The following is a 14,342-nucleotide window of genomic DNA, read 5'->3' on the forward strand; positions in this document are numbered from 1 at the left end:
AATATTAATTAAACAAATTCTTATTAGTGATGGTCGTGTTCTTCAACTGCCATTCCTATAAACAACGATGATAACATCGTAAAAATAAACGCTTGTAAAAAGGCTACCAATATTTCGATAACCGATATAAATAATGCTAATAATAATGACATTCCTGTTGATGCAACCGGACCAAAAGCAGCTTTCATTGTAATCATTAAAGCAATTAAGCTCATTACAACAAAGTGACCTGCCGTCATGTTGGCAAACAAACGGATAAGTAATGCAAACGGTTTTGTTAACATTCCTAAAATCTCAATAGGCATTAAAATAATTTTCATTGGAACTGGTACACCTGGCATCCAGAAAATATGTTTCCAGTAATCTTTGTTTCCACTAAACTGTACTATAATAAATGTAAACAATGCTAAACACACGGTTACAGCTATTTGTCCTGTAACATTAAACCCTAGTGGCGTTAAACCTAATAAATTTAATATCCAAATAAAGAAAAATACCGTTAATAAGAATCCCATGTATTTTCTATATTTTTTCTCTCCAATGTTTGGTTTTGCAATTTCGTCGCGCACATAAATTACTAAAGGCTCTAAAACACGTCCAAATCCAGTTGGAATCGCACCTTTTTTGTATCCTCTAGCAAGTGCTCCAAATCCTAAAAGCATCAACAAACCTGCTAATAACATTCCGAAAACACTTTTAGTGATAGAAAAATCTAAAACTTTGTGTGCATTGGTTGGATGGTGATGCTCATCGAATTGAATTTCTTCGGCACCTTCTTCTAATTCGTATATTTTACTATGAAGTTTTGTTAAACTAACACCATCTTTCTCTACAATAACGTGACCATTATCGTCGTGATGAAAAGCCGATGACATAAATGTTCTTAATCCTTCACTAGTCCAAACTATTACAGGTAAAGGAAAACCGTAGTGTTTACCTGTTTCATTATTAGTATATAAATGAAAATCGTGAGAATCTTTTAAGTGATGCTGAATGTATTCTGTAATTTCTTCCGGTGAATCTACTTTATTTCCTTCGCTATGAGCTTCTGTTTCGTGTTGTAGATTATTAGCAAACACAGAAAAAGAAGTCATCATTAAAACTAAAACGGCTACAAACTTGATAGATTTTTTTAGTACCACCATATCTCTACTAAATAATGACATTTATGCTTTGTAAAATTTTGTGCAAATGTAAACAATAATTTAAAAACCCAAACCCTTTTTTTAGTTAGTTTTATATATAGCTGTTTTTTTATGTAAAAGTCTAAGCTATTTACTATTAAACAGCTTTGATACGCCAATTGCTTCAAGCACTAAAAACAAAAATAACGGGATTATTAAACCAAAACGATCGGCTTGAGTTAAACTTTCTTTAATAAATACCGATGTTTGAAAAATTAATACGAAGGCACCAATTTTAAAAAACATAAGCATTAAATAGGCATACCCTGCCTGATTTGGCAGTTTACTGGCTACCAATTCTACAGCCAAATAAACCAGAATACAAGCTACAACATGGAAAGTGTAAACATGCCATAATTGGTACGATACCTTATTTGCAATAAAATAGGAATGAACGGGATACGTTATAATAAATAGACATGCTGCACTTGCAACAAATAGAAGTATTCTTTTAATCATTATTATCTTTATTGGTAATTTTAAGCACTTGTCTTATCACAGAAAACATGGCTAAAAAAACAGCCAACAAAGTTACTATTTTATAGTATAACTGATTAGAATTATGAAATTTAACATCTAACCATTCGCCAAGTTTGCTTCCAAAATAAATGGTTAAACCCATTTGAAAAGCAACCGATGTAAATTTTATGTATTGACTAAGCTGTTTTTTGGGTTTTTGACTCACTAGATTTAATCTCTTTTAAAGAACCTTTCATTTCGCATGTAACGTTAAAATTGGCACCTGGCTCTACAGCCAATTTGCTCGCTATAACTTCACCTTCTATACTTGCAGTACTTTTTAAGGTTAAAGTACCACTTAAAGTTAATTTACCAGAAAATTTGCCTTCAAAATAAGCATCGGTTCCTACCAAAGTTCCAGTAATAGCGCCTTGTTTACCTACAACAATTTTACCACTGGTATTTATATTACCTTCTACTATACCGTCTATTCGAATATCGCCTTCACTAAATAAATCGCCGGCTATTTTTGTGCCTTGTGATATGATATTCTGACCATAATTAGTGTTTTCTCCTTTTGAGGTCTTTTTACTTTCTGTAAACATGACTTTGCTATTAATTTATTTATTGTTCTTACTTAAATAAGCATCTAAATTTTTATGAATTTGTACTATTTGATAATTTTCAGATGCTATTGAGAAATAGGGTTGTTTAATTTTTTTCTTATCTTCTTTAGTTAATAGTTGATCGAATGTTTTTGCGACTTGCTCATTCTTCAACCCATGAACAACCACAAACGTAGTTTTTGGGTTATAAACATCAACTGAACTACTTAAACTGTAATATTTTATATTTTTTAATACCTTATCTATGGTTTCCTTAAAAGTCTTAATTTGTTCTTTATTCGCTTCATCAAACTTAAAGACCACCTTGTAACCACTTGAAATACTATCGTTTGCAACAGTAAACTTGGTATTGGCTAACTTGGGTAACACATTGGCTTCAATCGCTTGTGCTTCAATACCCTCGGGTGTATTGGCATAGGTTACAGCAATGTTATTTATTTGTTTGCTGTAGGCTTCAAGACCAAACAATCGGCCACTGGCTGTAGCTTTTAGTAATTCCATCTTAGGAACTATAGGTTCGCCATCAAACCGGTTAATATAATCTTCACTTTTAGAAATGACTTCGGCAAATTCCTGATTTTCATATTGATGATATAGCGCTTCATATAAAGCTTCCGGACTATCCGCATCGGTGTCTGAAACCAAATCTGGGTTACTTAAAATAGTGGCATATCTAGAATCTGGATACTTAGAAATAATCTCATTATTAGCAATAGCCGCTTCTCCGTTTTCTCCTAATGCTTCATAAATTTTTAACAAATTGTATTTTGAAGGCAGAATTAAACGCTCTTCGGGATTGCTATTTAACAGGTTTACAAACTTCGTTTTCGCCAATTCATATTCTTTGAATTTCTCCTTATAAATTAAACCTAATTGATAATAAGCGTAGTTTCTTTCTTTTGAAATACTATCTATTTCTTTTGCTTCGGAAGGAATTTTAGAAATATAAAACTCTGGATTATAACGTTCTTCATCTGAAGCTAATGCTAAAACATTGGCGCCCGCTACTGAAGAAGCACCACCACCAGATTTAACCTTACTGGACCAACGCCAATTATCTTCTAATGGTCTGTCGCCCCAGTTTTTAAGAAATTCGTTTTTACCGTAAGCAACGGTTGTTGGATTATAAAAATAAAATGTTGAAGCTTGTCCGGGCAAACCTGCAGATCTGGAACCTATATTCGTCTGGTTGTTGGGAACACTAGTAACAGCACTATTTAAATTTGCTAATTGTTCTTCGGCCTCAGCTTGTTCTTTTTCGGCTGCTTCTTTTGCCTTAATATCTTCAATAAAAGCATTAAAAAAATCTAACCGCTCTTCTGGAGATGCTTTAACTAATTTTATAATACTATCATTTACTTTGGCTACTTCTTCGTAATAAATAACATCTTCTAAATTATTTCGTTTGCGTTTAATTACGCGGTAAGGCTTCGAATTTTCTTCGAGATTTATTAAAGTGCTATCGTAATAAAAACCAGCAAGTTTATATTCTGAAACATCAAAATTCATGTTGCCAAGTGTTTCGTAATTTCGAGCTATTAACTGGCTGTCTTTAGATCGGGTTCTTAACGACTTGTTGAAATAGGTAATCGCTAAAGAATCTAAATTATTATCTAAATAGAAGTTTGCTTTTTGGTGGTAGATTTTGTCTAGAAACGGTCGGTTTTCTCTATCTTCTTCTAATTCGGTAAGTAATTCAAGAAGCTCCGATTTGTTTTGAGTGCTATAATCGAAGTTTTTAATTTTTTCGATATAGGCACTAATCATGTAAATTCTTGGTGTTTTTCGATTGAGTTCAATGACTTTATCGAAAGCAATGTTCGCGCTATCTTTGTAACCTAATTGATTGTATAATTGACCTAAAATAAATTGATAACGACCACGCTCGTCGTTACTTTTTGTAGCATTGGCAGCAATTTGAAGTTGTGTAATGGCGCTATCTACAGACTTAGTATTTAAATAGGCCTGTGCAAGCATAGAAGTGGCATCAGCTAAGTCTTGATCTTCAACTTCTTGAACAAATAATAATCGTTTTAAATTTTTAATTGCTAACTCATTATTATCTAATCGAATGTTGGTTTTTTCACGCCAAATTTTAGCCTGATTTATTTTATCACTCGCAGGATATTTGTAAAGAATATAATTGAAAGCTTCAAGAGCAGGAACAAAACGCTGATCGAAATAACGGGCTTTTCCCAAAAGCAAGTACGCTTCGTCTATTTGGGGGTTACGCTCTTTACCCTCGATATTCATGCTGTGTTTTTGAATGGCTTTTACTGCCTTTTCTTCAGCTTTTGTAAAATCTGAATTTTTAGATTGCCCAGGTAGAATAATTTCATCTGAAATTTGCATTCGCTCAATCGGCAAAACATCCCAATAATTATCTGAATACCCATCGTTTAATGACTTTCTACCAGCATCTAAGGCATTGTAACCGTTAAAAAGTGTATTGTATTCGGCTGTAATAGCATGAAAATTTCGGTTGATAAACTTGTCCTTTTTTCTGGAACAACTTACCAACAAAAGAATCGTAAATAAGAATATAAAATTTGCTTTAAAAGAAGTTTTCAAGGCTAGTATTTTTGGTCTAAATAAATAACTACAAACTACCGCTTATATTATGTAAGCAGGTAAAAATAAACATCTTTTTTGATTATAGACTAAAATGAAGCCTAAAACTATAAGCTTACTTCTCCAGAAAAGTGAGCTTCTAATTCCTTTAAAGTGGCTTCATTGGTATCTAAATCTTTAACTATGGCGCCTTTTTCTAAAACCACAATACGTTCGCAAACATCAGTTACGTGCATTAAATCGTGACTAGACACCAAAACAGTAACACCTTGTTTTTCGGCTAAATCTTTAATAATACCTTTAAGTCGTATTTGTGTAGAAGGATCTAGATTTGCAAAGGGTTCATCTAAAATAATAACTTCAGGATTTCCAATTAAAGCGGCTACGATACCCACCTTTTTCTGATTTCCCTTACTTAAATCACGTAAATACTTTTTTTGCCCTAAAATTTCACCGTGGAAAAAATCTGTATACTGAGAAAGTAAATTATTTACATCGGCTCGATTTTGATGGCGTAATTCTCCAATAAAATAAAAATATTCTTCGGGAGTTAAATAACCAATTAAAAAACTTTCATCAATAAACGATGAGGTAAAAGGTTTCCAGGCTTCACTTTCGTTTACCTGAATGCCATTTGAAGTTATAGATCCTGTAGTGGGTTGAATTAAATCGAGTAATAAACTAAAATAAGTTGTTTTACCGGCACCATTATTTCCTACCAAACCAAAACTTTGTCCTTTTGGGATTTCTAAAGAATCAATTTGTAAAACTAATTTACTACTGTATTTTTTTGTAAGGTTTGAGGTTATTATCATAACAATTATTTTATTAAATTAAATGTATCTATTTTATAATTTTTTGATGTTTTAAAAAATATGAATTTTTTATTTTTAAAGAACTTTAAAAATCACTCATTATCCCAGTAATATCATGGTTTTTGAACATTTTAAAAAAACATTTTTAAAACTGCTTTTTATGTATTAAAAATGTTTGAAAAAAATATTTTAATTTTTAAGTATTTAACTTCTATTTTTTTATTAAAAATCGAATCTTTTTTCATGGCTCATTTTTTGTTTTAAAAAGAAAAAGTAGCATTGTATATTATTTTACTATTTTAATTGCAATTCATTTTAAAAAAATGAAGGTTTTTAAAAAGTCCTTTTTTTTATTTTTTAATAATGAAAAAATCTTTGTAAACATCAATAAAATAAGTCCTTTTAAATATTATAAAAAATATTTAAACCTATATATTTTCAATCAAAAAAAAGGTTTAAAAAATTATTTTTATAGAACATTTTTTTAAAGTTTCCAATACACTGCTAAAAGCTGAAATAAATATCTTTTTTAAGTGAAAATATTTTATTTAAATTTTAAAAAAATACAACTTTTTTAAAACGTCTATTTTTTATTTTTTTAACTGATAAAAATCACTTCAAATCCCTATTAAAATAAAGGGTTTTATGAAAATCATAAAAACTCTTAAAAAGCATTTTTATAGGTTGATAAAATTGTTTGATTTTACATTTTTTTTAGACCTATTTTTTATATTAATCATTCTGATTGAAAGCGTCTATCATTCTATACTTCGCTTCAATATATTTTTCTGTGATTATTGACATAAATTTTTGATGAAAAATTATTCCTATAATTCCTAAAACTGCTAAAAGGAAACAAGCCCATTCAAAACCTATTAAAAAGTTGAATAATGTAAAAATTAATAACGGTAAAATCAATAATGGAATACCTATTAGCCATTGCACGGCTCCTGTTCCTTGATAGTTAAATGCAGCTTTCTGGCTTAGGTCTATTTTTTTACGATTAAAAGAGCCTCCATACAAAATAACATGCGTATTAACCCCAATATTATATATGGCCGCAGCAAAATGCGCTAAAAGAATTTTCCAGCCAAAAAACACATAAGGAATACCTAATACAAATAAAATAACTACGCTTAAGGCCATTAAGGTAAATTTAGATTGCAAATACTGTTGGTATTTTATATTCTGACTCATTAATAATTTGTAGTAACCACTATCCCAAGCAGGAATAAATTGTCCGAAATTAATTAAGAAAATACCTGTTGTAAAAACACCAATAAAAGCAAAAAACCAAGGCATGTTTTGATAGGTAGGTTGTGGGTAAAAAAACAAACCATAAAGCAACCCTATAATTAGCATAAAAACAGATGATTTTGTACGTTTATTTCGCCAAATTAATTTTAAATCTAATTGCATGAAAGGCGCTATATCACCGAAGTTTTTAGTCCAATTTAAATTAGCAACTTCAACTTCTTTTACTTCTTTTTTTAAACCGCTATCTAAGAATAATTTTTGTCTTAAAATTTTAAAATTAAATAAGTAAAGTCCCATTAAAATTAAAATGGGAATAAGTATAAAAAAATGAGTGTTATAAATAGCATTAAATGCGTTTGCAATTATGTTATTAAAAGAAATAATATTAAAAAAATTAAGAGCGAATAAAGACCCTGAAAAAGCTAAAATTGGCAAAAAAGATAATTCGGTTTCTGCAGAAAGACTTTCAATAATAAAATTTAAAAAATTAATAATTAAAGTCACTATTACCAAAGCAAGCATCCACATTAAAACTGAGCTTACTGGATAACCTTTCACCATTAATGTAACTCCAAAAGGCACAATGGCAAATAGGGGTAAAAAATTAAAAAAAGACAACACCGATTTGCCTAAAACAAAGTTAACGACCTGTTTCCGTTTCACGGGTAATACCAGCAATGACTTAACACTCATAACTGGCAATTTCTGGAAAAAGAATCTAAATAGTAAATCGCCTAAAATCCAATAAAACAAGAATTCGTTTACTATTTCTAAGGGATTTCGTTCAGGAAAAGCTTTAGTTAAGGCAGGATATAAAATAAGTCCCAATCCCAAAAATATGGCTAAGAAATAAAGGGCTAAAAATCCCATTAAAATTTTAATGGCGATACTTTTACCAAAACTAGCCGATCTTAAAAAAGATTTCCATTCTAAATTTAGGAAGTGTTTTATCATAATTTTTATTTAAGCTTAATCTTTATATTCTAGGTATTTGTATAGAAAAATGAATTTCTGTTACAGGTTTAAATTAATTTATATTCTGGATATTCTTTAGAAAATTTTTCTTTGATGGCTGGCGATACAACGTTTACTGCTACATAAAACATTAAAAAGTATAAAACCACACAAGTAGAAAATATTATTTCACCAAACAACGACCATTCGCGGTTAGAGTCGAAAATATGAGGAAAATAAATGCCTAAATTAAACAAGTGAATGAGTCCGCCCATTTGATTTAATACATTCTCAAATAGCCAAGCCTTGCCAGTGGCTTTCTTTTTCTTTTTTTGCTTTCTAGATTCGTTAATTAAATGATATAATTGAAAACCAAACAACCCAACTACTGTTGGAATGAGTATATAATTTTTGTTTTCGAAGGAGTGAAAAAATTTAAATAAAGCCCAAATACTAAATAGCGTAACTATAATTTTTGGTAGTTTAAAATAGTTTTTAAAGCTTTTCCAGACTTCTTTTCTGTAAAACTTTGATAAGGCATTCGATTTTTGCTCTACAATGTCTGAAAAACCATAAATACCAAATTTTTTAAACTCATTTTTTAAAGCCTGATTAAAATCGAGCTGGGGTTTTACTGCCCATTGTTCTTCAATACCATGGGCCAAATGGTCTACCAATTCGGTTTGTAAATCGTACCACTCCACATAGTGCTTTCTTGTGAATTCGTATAATATATCTACTTGGTCTTTGTTTAATGTTTTCATTTACTAGTATTCAGGTTAGCGTTTAATAACACTTGCATCGTTTTAACGTAATTTTCTAATTCGGTGACTTTATTTACTATCTCTTTATCACCTTTTTCTGTGAGTTTGTAATACTTACGCATCCTGTTATCTACTTTAACAACCTCAACATCTAACAAGCCATCGGCTTCTAGTTTATGAAGCGACGGATAAAGTGCTCCCTCGGTTATTTTTAATTCACCGTGGGTTATTTCTTTTACTTTCTGGGTAATTTCATAACCATACATTTTATCAAACTCCCCTAAGAGTTTCAAAATAATAGTTGTTAAACTTCCTTTATATAAATTCGAATTTCCCATACCCGAATATAAAAAAAATCTTATACATAAAATACTTATGTATTTTTTTTTTTAATTATCCTCATTTAAGTTTCATGGCTTTAGTATTTTTGTAAAAAATTTACTTTATATGTCATCATTTCATAAACTTTCAATTAAAAATATTATAAGAGAAACAAGCAATGCTATAAGTATTGTTTTTGACGTTCCAGAAAACTTAAAGAGCACTTTTGCCTTTAAAGCGGGACAATATATAACCTTAAAAACTAGTATTGATGGCAACGAAGTGCGTCGCGATTATTCGTTATGTGCTTCTCCAAAAAGTAACGAACTTAAAGTAGCTATTAAAGAAGTTGCAGATGGAACATTTTCGGCATTTGCTAACAAAGAATTAAAAACCGGCGATATTTTAGAAGTCGCACCTCCAAAAGGACGCTTTGTTTTTACACCAAACGATTCTAAAACAAAACACATTGCAGCGTTTGCTGCTGGAAGTGGAATTACACCTGTTTTAAGCATTATAAAATGTGCTTTAGAAGAAGAGGTTAATAGCCAGGTTATTTTAGTTTATGGTAATAAAACGGTTGAAGACACCATGTTTTTTAATGAATTATTAGAATTGCATCACAATTACAAAGATCGTTTCGCTATTCAATTTGTGTTTAGCCAGGCACAAGAAAACGATGCTGTTTTTGGAAGAATTGAAAAAAGCACTGTAAACCTGGTTCTTAAAAATAAGTATAAACACATTGAAATTGATGATTTCTATTTATGCGGACCAGAAGCTATGATTCATACCGTTAAAGATGTATTAACAGAGCATGGAACAGCTTCAGAAAGAATTCATTTTGAATTGTTTAAGGCATCGAAAGCCGATGAAGTAGAACCTGTTAATGCTACGGGAAAAACAAAAATTACTGTGACCGTTGATGATGAAACTACAACTTTTGAAATGTCGGCGAAACAAACCATTCTCGAAGCATCTTTAGATGAAGATTTAGATGTTCCTTACTCGTGTCAAGGTGGTATTTGCAGCAGCTGTTTAGCGCGAATTACCGAAGGCCAAGCAACCATGAGGCAAAATAGCATACTAACAGAAAACGAGGTCGCAGAAGGGCTTATTTTAACCTGTCAGGCGCATCCAACAACAGCCACTGTAGTTGTAAACTACGACGATGTTTAAAATAAAATAAAAGCAGGAACTTTTTTAAGGTTTCTGCTTTTATTTAAAGTTTATAAAACACTTTCTATTTTATCGATTATTGTTTGAGGACTTATACTCCCCGAGGCTTGCTCGTATCCTTTAGGATATTTATTCCCATAAACCGAAGTTGGAATGGCAGGAAATTGCTCTCGATTAGCTATTAAAGCATAATCTTCTGGCTGATTAAATGGCGCAAAGCCTGCATAAGGATGGGTAACGCCCCAAACGGTAATTACTTTTACGCCCAGCATGGCTGCTAAATGCGCATTACCCGAATCCATGGAAAGCATCACATCTAAATTTGAAATCACATCCAATTCTTGATCTAAATTTAATTTACCGGCCAAATTTATACAACTTGGATATTTATCTTTTATAGCTTCTAAAATTTTAGATTCTTCGTTGCCTCCACCAAACAAAATGACTTTATGCTTTTTAGAAAGCGATGCTATAACTTCGGTCATCAATTCTAAAGGATACATTTTACCTTTATGTGCTGCAAATGGCGCAATGCCTATCCATTTTTCTGTTTTAGTTTGTAAACCGCTTAAAGTGTTAAATGAAATGGTTTTAGCTTCAGGGAAGGTTGGATTTGACAAATCGATGGGAAAACCTAAAGTTTTAAAAACATCGGCATACCGCTGATGTGTTGTTTTAAGTTGTTTAAAAATTTTGCCTTTTATTAAAGCACTTTTTTCGGCTCGTCCTTTATCGATTGAAGCAAAAAGCCTGCATCGAATTACCTTTTTTAAAACCTTAGTTCGTAGTACATTATGAATATCGGCGACAGCATAAAATTTGTGTATTTTATTTAATTGTCTTCCTAATTTATAAAGTCCAAAAACGCCTTTGTGTTTGCCTTTCAAATCGGCGGTAAACACAGTAACATTTTTTAAATCGCGAAAAAAAGGAGAAAAAAAACCTCGGGTTAAAACCGTGATTTTAACCTGAGGATATTGTTCTGTTAAGGCCCGTAAAACATTTACCGTCATGGCTACATCGCCCATAGCTGAGAAACGTATAACAAGAATATGAAATGTTTTAGGAGTCAATTGTTTTGTGTTAAAATGAATTATAATGGTTTAATAAGTTTTCCTTCTTTCCAAATTCCAATTTTTGGTTTATCCTTATAATCATCATAAAACCCTTTTCCTTCGAAATTACCATTATAAAATTCGCCACCATAATAAGCATCAACATCATCTGAATAAAAAAATCGTCCTTGCCCATGAAACTGGCCTTTTTCATTAAACATACCTGTATAATAATCTAAATTTGCAAATTGATATGTCCCTAAAAACGGGGTGCTATTTTTAAAAAAACCAGCAAAAAAATCGCCATTTTCCCATACATAACTGCCGTAACCATCTATACAATTTCCAGTAACACAGCCCAATTTTACATCTTTTAATTCATAATCGTAAGGCGTAATCAACACATGGTCTTTGTAAATTCCCGCTTTATGGTTGTTAGATTTATCTATTTCTTCACCAAAACCATTTAATTTGCCATTAACATACATTCCAGCAAAAATTTTACCATTGGTATCTTCATAAGAGCCATAGCCTTCTATTTTATCATCTTTCCAAAAACCTACGTATGTACCAAATTCATTCCACTTGTACAAGCCATAGCCATGTCTTTTGCTGTTTTCCCAAAAACCGTCGTAATAACCATTTTCAAATTCCCATTTTCCCCAACCATCAACACAATTACCCGATACACATTTTAACGCCGCGGGTTTTTTAATGGTTTGTGTCTTTCCAATAGGAACTTGAGTATGTCCAATAAACACAAATAAAAAGACACAGATTTTTACAAATGTTTTCATAATCTAATATTTCTTTAAATGAAGATAAAATAGATTATTGAAACATAAAAATATTTTTAACCGAAAGGTTATTGCGATGGTTTATTTCTGACCTCTAAGCACTGGGTTTAATTCGTCGTCGTTGTACATTTTCATTTGTTTGTAAACTTTCATGTACTTATCGCCGTTTTCAATATCTTTTAATAATGTATCGATGGCTGTAGATAAATCGACACGTTGTTCTAATAAAATATCTAATTTTTTCTGACAAGCTGCACGGTGTTCTGCGGATGCATTTACGCGCGTAGCTTCTTCATTCATATGATAAATTTTTAGTGCTAAAATAGACAAACGGTCTACGCCCCAAGCCGGACTTTCTGTATTAATAGTCGCATTTTCTTTAGGTGTTACATGTTTATATTGCTCTAAAAAATAACTGTCAATATACTCCACCATGTCTGTTCTATCTTGGTTAGACGCATCGATTTGACGTTTTAAAGTTAACGCAGCTACCGGGTCTATTTGTGGGTCTCTAATAATATCTTCATAATGCCATTGCACGGTATCAATCCAGCATTTTCTGTATAGTAAATGCTCTATTAAACTAGATTCTGGGTAAGGATTCTCAAATGGCTGATCTACAGTATTAATAATGTGGTATTTTTCAATAACGTCTTGAAAAATTTTGTTGGCTTTATTTGTAAACATAATGTATAATTTAAAACGACAAATATAAGTCTAAATAATTAACTTTATAACTCATTTAAAATACTGAAACCCATGCATATTCATAATTTCTCGTTAAAAAACTCGATTTTAAATACTTTTATTTCAGAGATAAGAGATGTAAATAAACAAAAAGATAGCATGCGTTTTAGAAGAAATATTGAACGTATTGGTGAAATTTTAGGCTACGAATTGAGTAAAATTCTTAACTATAATCCTTCCCAAATTAAAACACCACTTGGCCTCTTTAATTATGAAAGTTTAGAAAATGATATTGTTTTGTGTTCTATTCTAAGAGCTGGCGTGCCATTACACAACGGATTACTAAATTATTTTGATACAGCCGAAAATGCATTTATATCGGCATATAGGCATCATAAAAATAATCCGGAATCATTTGAAATTATTGTGGAATATCTGGCTTGTCCTAATTTAGAAAACAAAACATTAATTCTGGCAGACCCCATGCTAGCGACCGGTCAATCCATGCTTGCTACTTTTGAAGCTTTAAAACCTTTTGGAACACCAAAAAATATTCATTTAGTAAGTGTTATTGGGGCACAACAAGGAGTCGATTTTGTTTCGAAACATTTTGATGCCGAAACGCATTTATGGATTGCCAGTATCGATGAGAGCCTAAACAAAAACGGTTACATTATTCCAGGTTTAGGCGATGCAGGCGATTTAGCCTTTGGAGAAAAACTACAGCAATAACAACAAAAAAGGCACTACAAACAACATGGAAAGAAAAACTTCTTTAAACCAATTTTCTTGAATGGTTTGTAAATAATTTGTAATTATAATAGCTAAGGGAGCAAATGCAAATAAAAATTCACTTCCTGTTTTTAATGGAGAAAGAATAATTACAAAAAAAGCAATAACAGCGGCCAACATAACTATTTTAAAAGACACACGTAACGACTTTTTCTTTTTCTTAATATTTTGAACATAAAATATAGAAGCCCAAATACCAAATGAAAGTGCAAAAGTAGTTCCAATTAAATAGTTTGTTGTGTTATAAATACTGAAATCGAAACTAATAAAATCTTTCAGGTTGAATGAGAACGTTACATCCCGATTAGTAATTAACCACACGGAAATAGCAATTATAAATACCGTTAAATAGCCAACAAAAGGGATAATCCAATGACGGATATTATTATCGGTATACAATAGCAAACTAATTATGGTTAAAATAAAAAATAGTCCAGACCAAAAATAGAACAAGGTGGCTATACCAAACCAAAAAGCGGCATCAAACAACTTCTTTTTTATACTTTTTTGGGTGTGTAAACTTATTAAACGCCTTAAACCCAGGAGTACAAAAAAATTAGAGAGAAGAATATAAGTGTTGTTTGTTGTTTGATAAAACAGCAATAAAAACAAACTGAATAATAAAATATCGTAGTTATTTTTATTGGTTAAATTATTTTTATAAATAATAAAGTTAATTACCAAAATTGTTAAACAACACAGCAAAAACATACCGAGTTGTTTAAAGATAAAACCAACCGAAAAATCGTTAATTATTAGGTTTTTTCTAGCCATAAAAAATGCTAAAACCGTAATAAAAAAAACGATTATAAAATTTATTGGTTTAGATTTACTAAAAATACTTGCTATCATTAACTGTTTTTGTATTTTTGCTAAGTAAA

15 protein-coding genes are annotated in these 14,342 nt (G+C 31.0%); 2 read left to right on the forward strand and 13 right to left on the reverse strand.

All coding sequences use genetic code 11. The features are described from left to right. Positions 1-23 precede the first annotated feature (23 nt). From atpB to AW14_RS03465, 9 genes are all read right to left on the reverse strand, one after another. Positions 24-1,145, reverse strand: coding sequence for a F0F1 ATP synthase subunit A (gene atpB / locus AW14_RS03430; RefSeq protein WP_044639468.1), 1,122 nt, complete (start codon positions 1,143-1,145; stop codon positions 24-26). A gap of 126 nt (positions 1,146-1,271) precedes the next feature. Continuing rightward, positions 1,272-1,643, reverse strand: a complete 372-nt coding sequence (locus AW14_RS03435; protein ID WP_044637546.1) for a DUF6168 family protein — start codon at positions 1,641-1,643, stop codon at positions 1,272-1,274. Then, positions 1,636-1,869, reverse strand: a complete 234-nt coding sequence (locus tag AW14_RS14640; protein WP_245617613.1) for an AtpZ/AtpI family protein — start codon at positions 1,867-1,869, stop codon at positions 1,636-1,638. Before AW14_RS14640 ends, AW14_RS03435 begins: the two co-directional genes overlap by 8 nt. Further along, a complete protein-coding gene (locus tag AW14_RS03440; RefSeq protein ID WP_044637547.1) occupies positions 1,841-2,248 on the reverse strand; it encodes a bactofilin family protein in 408 nt (135 codons plus the stop codon). Before AW14_RS03440 ends, AW14_RS14640 begins: the two co-directional genes overlap by 29 nt. Positions 2,249-2,263: 15 nt before the next feature. Next, positions 2,264-4,840: a type IX secretion system periplasmic lipoprotein PorW/SprE gene (gene porW / locus AW14_RS03445; RefSeq protein WP_044637548.1), complete on the reverse strand. Its 2,577-nt coding sequence runs from the start codon at positions 4,838-4,840 to the stop codon at positions 2,264-2,266. Positions 4,841-4,947: 107 nt separating this feature from the next. Next, positions 4,948-5,655 carry an ABC transporter ATP-binding protein gene (locus tag AW14_RS03450; RefSeq protein ID WP_044637549.1) on the reverse strand — a complete coding sequence of 236 codons (708 nt, stop codon included), beginning with the start codon at positions 5,653-5,655 and terminating at the stop codon, positions 4,948-4,950. Positions 5,656-6,387: 732 nt separating this feature from the next. Then, complete coding sequence (locus tag AW14_RS03455; protein WP_044637550.1) at positions 6,388-7,866, reverse strand: DUF5687 family protein; 1,479 nt, start codon at positions 7,864-7,866, stop codon at positions 6,388-6,390. Positions 7,867-7,934: 68 nt separating this feature from the next. Beyond that, complete coding sequence (locus AW14_RS03460) at positions 7,935-8,630, reverse strand: hypothetical protein (RefSeq protein WP_052647419.1); 696 nt, start codon at positions 8,628-8,630, stop codon at positions 7,935-7,937. After that, positions 8,627-8,968, reverse strand: coding sequence for a PadR family transcriptional regulator (locus AW14_RS03465; protein ID WP_044637551.1), 342 nt, complete (start codon positions 8,966-8,968; stop codon positions 8,627-8,629). The genes AW14_RS03460 and AW14_RS03465 overlap by 4 nt, the downstream gene beginning before the upstream one ends. A gap of 109 nt (positions 8,969-9,077) precedes the next feature. Here AW14_RS03465 and AW14_RS03470 point away from each other — a divergent pair, with 109 nt between their 5' ends. Next, complete coding sequence (locus AW14_RS03470; protein ID WP_044637552.1) at positions 9,078-10,130, forward strand: ferredoxin--NADP reductase; 1,053 nt, start codon at positions 9,078-9,080, stop codon at positions 10,128-10,130. Positions 10,131-10,180: 50 nt separating this feature from the next. Here AW14_RS03470 and AW14_RS03475 read toward each other — a convergent pair whose 3' ends face one another. The 3 genes from AW14_RS03475 to AW14_RS03485 all read right to left on the reverse strand — a co-directional run bounded on the left by AW14_RS03475 (position 10,181) and on the right by AW14_RS03485 (position 12,669). After that, a complete protein-coding gene (locus AW14_RS03475) occupies positions 10,181-11,203 on the reverse strand; it encodes a glycosyltransferase family 9 protein (RefSeq protein WP_316930051.1) in 1,023 nt (340 codons plus the stop codon). 20 nt (positions 11,204-11,223) lie between these two features. After that, positions 11,224-11,982 carry an MORN repeat-containing protein gene (locus AW14_RS03480; protein WP_044637554.1) on the reverse strand — a complete coding sequence of 253 codons (759 nt, stop codon included), beginning with the start codon at positions 11,980-11,982 and terminating at the stop codon, positions 11,224-11,226. Between the two features lie 81 nt (positions 11,983-12,063). Continuing rightward, on the reverse strand, positions 12,064-12,669 hold the full coding sequence (locus tag AW14_RS03485) for a DUF4254 domain-containing protein (protein WP_044637555.1): 606 nt from the start codon (positions 12,667-12,669) through the stop codon (positions 12,064-12,066). 72 nt (positions 12,670-12,741) lie between these two features. Here AW14_RS03485 and upp point away from each other — a divergent pair, with 72 nt between their 5' ends. Next, positions 12,742-13,401, forward strand: a complete 660-nt coding sequence (upp, locus tag AW14_RS03490) for a uracil phosphoribosyltransferase (protein ID WP_044637556.1) — start codon at positions 12,742-12,744, stop codon at positions 13,399-13,401. Here the strand turns inward: upp and AW14_RS14805 are convergent. Then, positions 13,390-14,313: a DUF6427 family protein gene (locus tag AW14_RS14805; protein WP_044637557.1), complete on the reverse strand. Its 924-nt coding sequence runs from the start codon at positions 14,311-14,313 to the stop codon at positions 13,390-13,392. The genes upp and AW14_RS14805 overlap by 12 nt on opposite strands. Positions 14,314-14,342: the final 29 nt, after the last annotated feature.

Origin of the sequence: Siansivirga zeaxanthinifaciens CC-SAMT-1 (assembly GCF_000941055.1) — a bacterium.
Taxonomy (GTDB): Bacteria; Bacteroidota; Bacteroidia; order Flavobacteriales; family Flavobacteriaceae; genus Siansivirga; species Siansivirga zeaxanthinifaciens.

What these genes read in the sequence shown, in the direction of transcription:
- AW14_RS03435 (WP_044637546.1), bottom strand. Translation starts at nt 1,643, where the DNA reads ATGATTAAAAGAATACTTCTATTTGTTGCAAGTGCAGCATGTCTATTT.
- atpB (WP_044639468.1), bottom strand. Translation starts at nt 1,145, where the DNA reads ATGGTGGTACTAAAAAAATCTATCAAGTTTGTAGCCGTTTTAGTTTTA.
- AW14_RS14805 (WP_044637557.1), bottom strand. Translation starts at nt 14,313, where the DNA reads ATGATAGCAAGTATTTTTAGTAAATCTAAACCAATAAATTTTATAATC.
- AW14_RS03455 (WP_044637550.1), bottom strand. Translation starts at nt 7,866, where the DNA reads ATGATAAAACACTTCCTAAATTTAGAATGGAAATCTTTTTTAAGATCG.
- AW14_RS03485 (WP_044637555.1), bottom strand. Translation starts at nt 12,669, where the DNA reads ATGTTTACAAATAAAGCCAACAAAATTTTTCAAGACGTTATTGAAAAA.
- AW14_RS03440 (WP_044637547.1), bottom strand. Translation starts at nt 2,248, where the DNA reads ATGTTTACAGAAAGTAAAAAGACCTCAAAAGGAGAAAACACTAATTAT.
- AW14_RS03480 (WP_044637554.1), bottom strand. Translation starts at nt 11,982, where the DNA reads ATGAAAACATTTGTAAAAATCTGTGTCTTTTTATTTGTGTTTATTGGA.
- AW14_RS03460 (WP_052647419.1), bottom strand. Translation starts at nt 8,630, where the DNA reads ATGAAAACATTAAACAAAGACCAAGTAGATATATTATACGAATTCACA.
- AW14_RS03450 (WP_044637549.1), bottom strand. Translation starts at nt 5,655, where the DNA reads ATGATAATAACCTCAAACCTTACAAAAAAATACAGTAGTAAATTAGTT.
- upp (WP_044637556.1), top strand. Translation starts at nt 12,742, where the DNA reads ATGCATATTCATAATTTCTCGTTAAAAAACTCGATTTTAAATACTTTT.
- AW14_RS03470 (WP_044637552.1), top strand. Translation starts at nt 9,078, where the DNA reads ATGTCATCATTTCATAAACTTTCAATTAAAAATATTATAAGAGAAACA.
- AW14_RS03465 (WP_044637551.1), bottom strand. Translation starts at nt 8,968, where the DNA reads ATGGGAAATTCGAATTTATATAAAGGAAGTTTAACAACTATTATTTTG.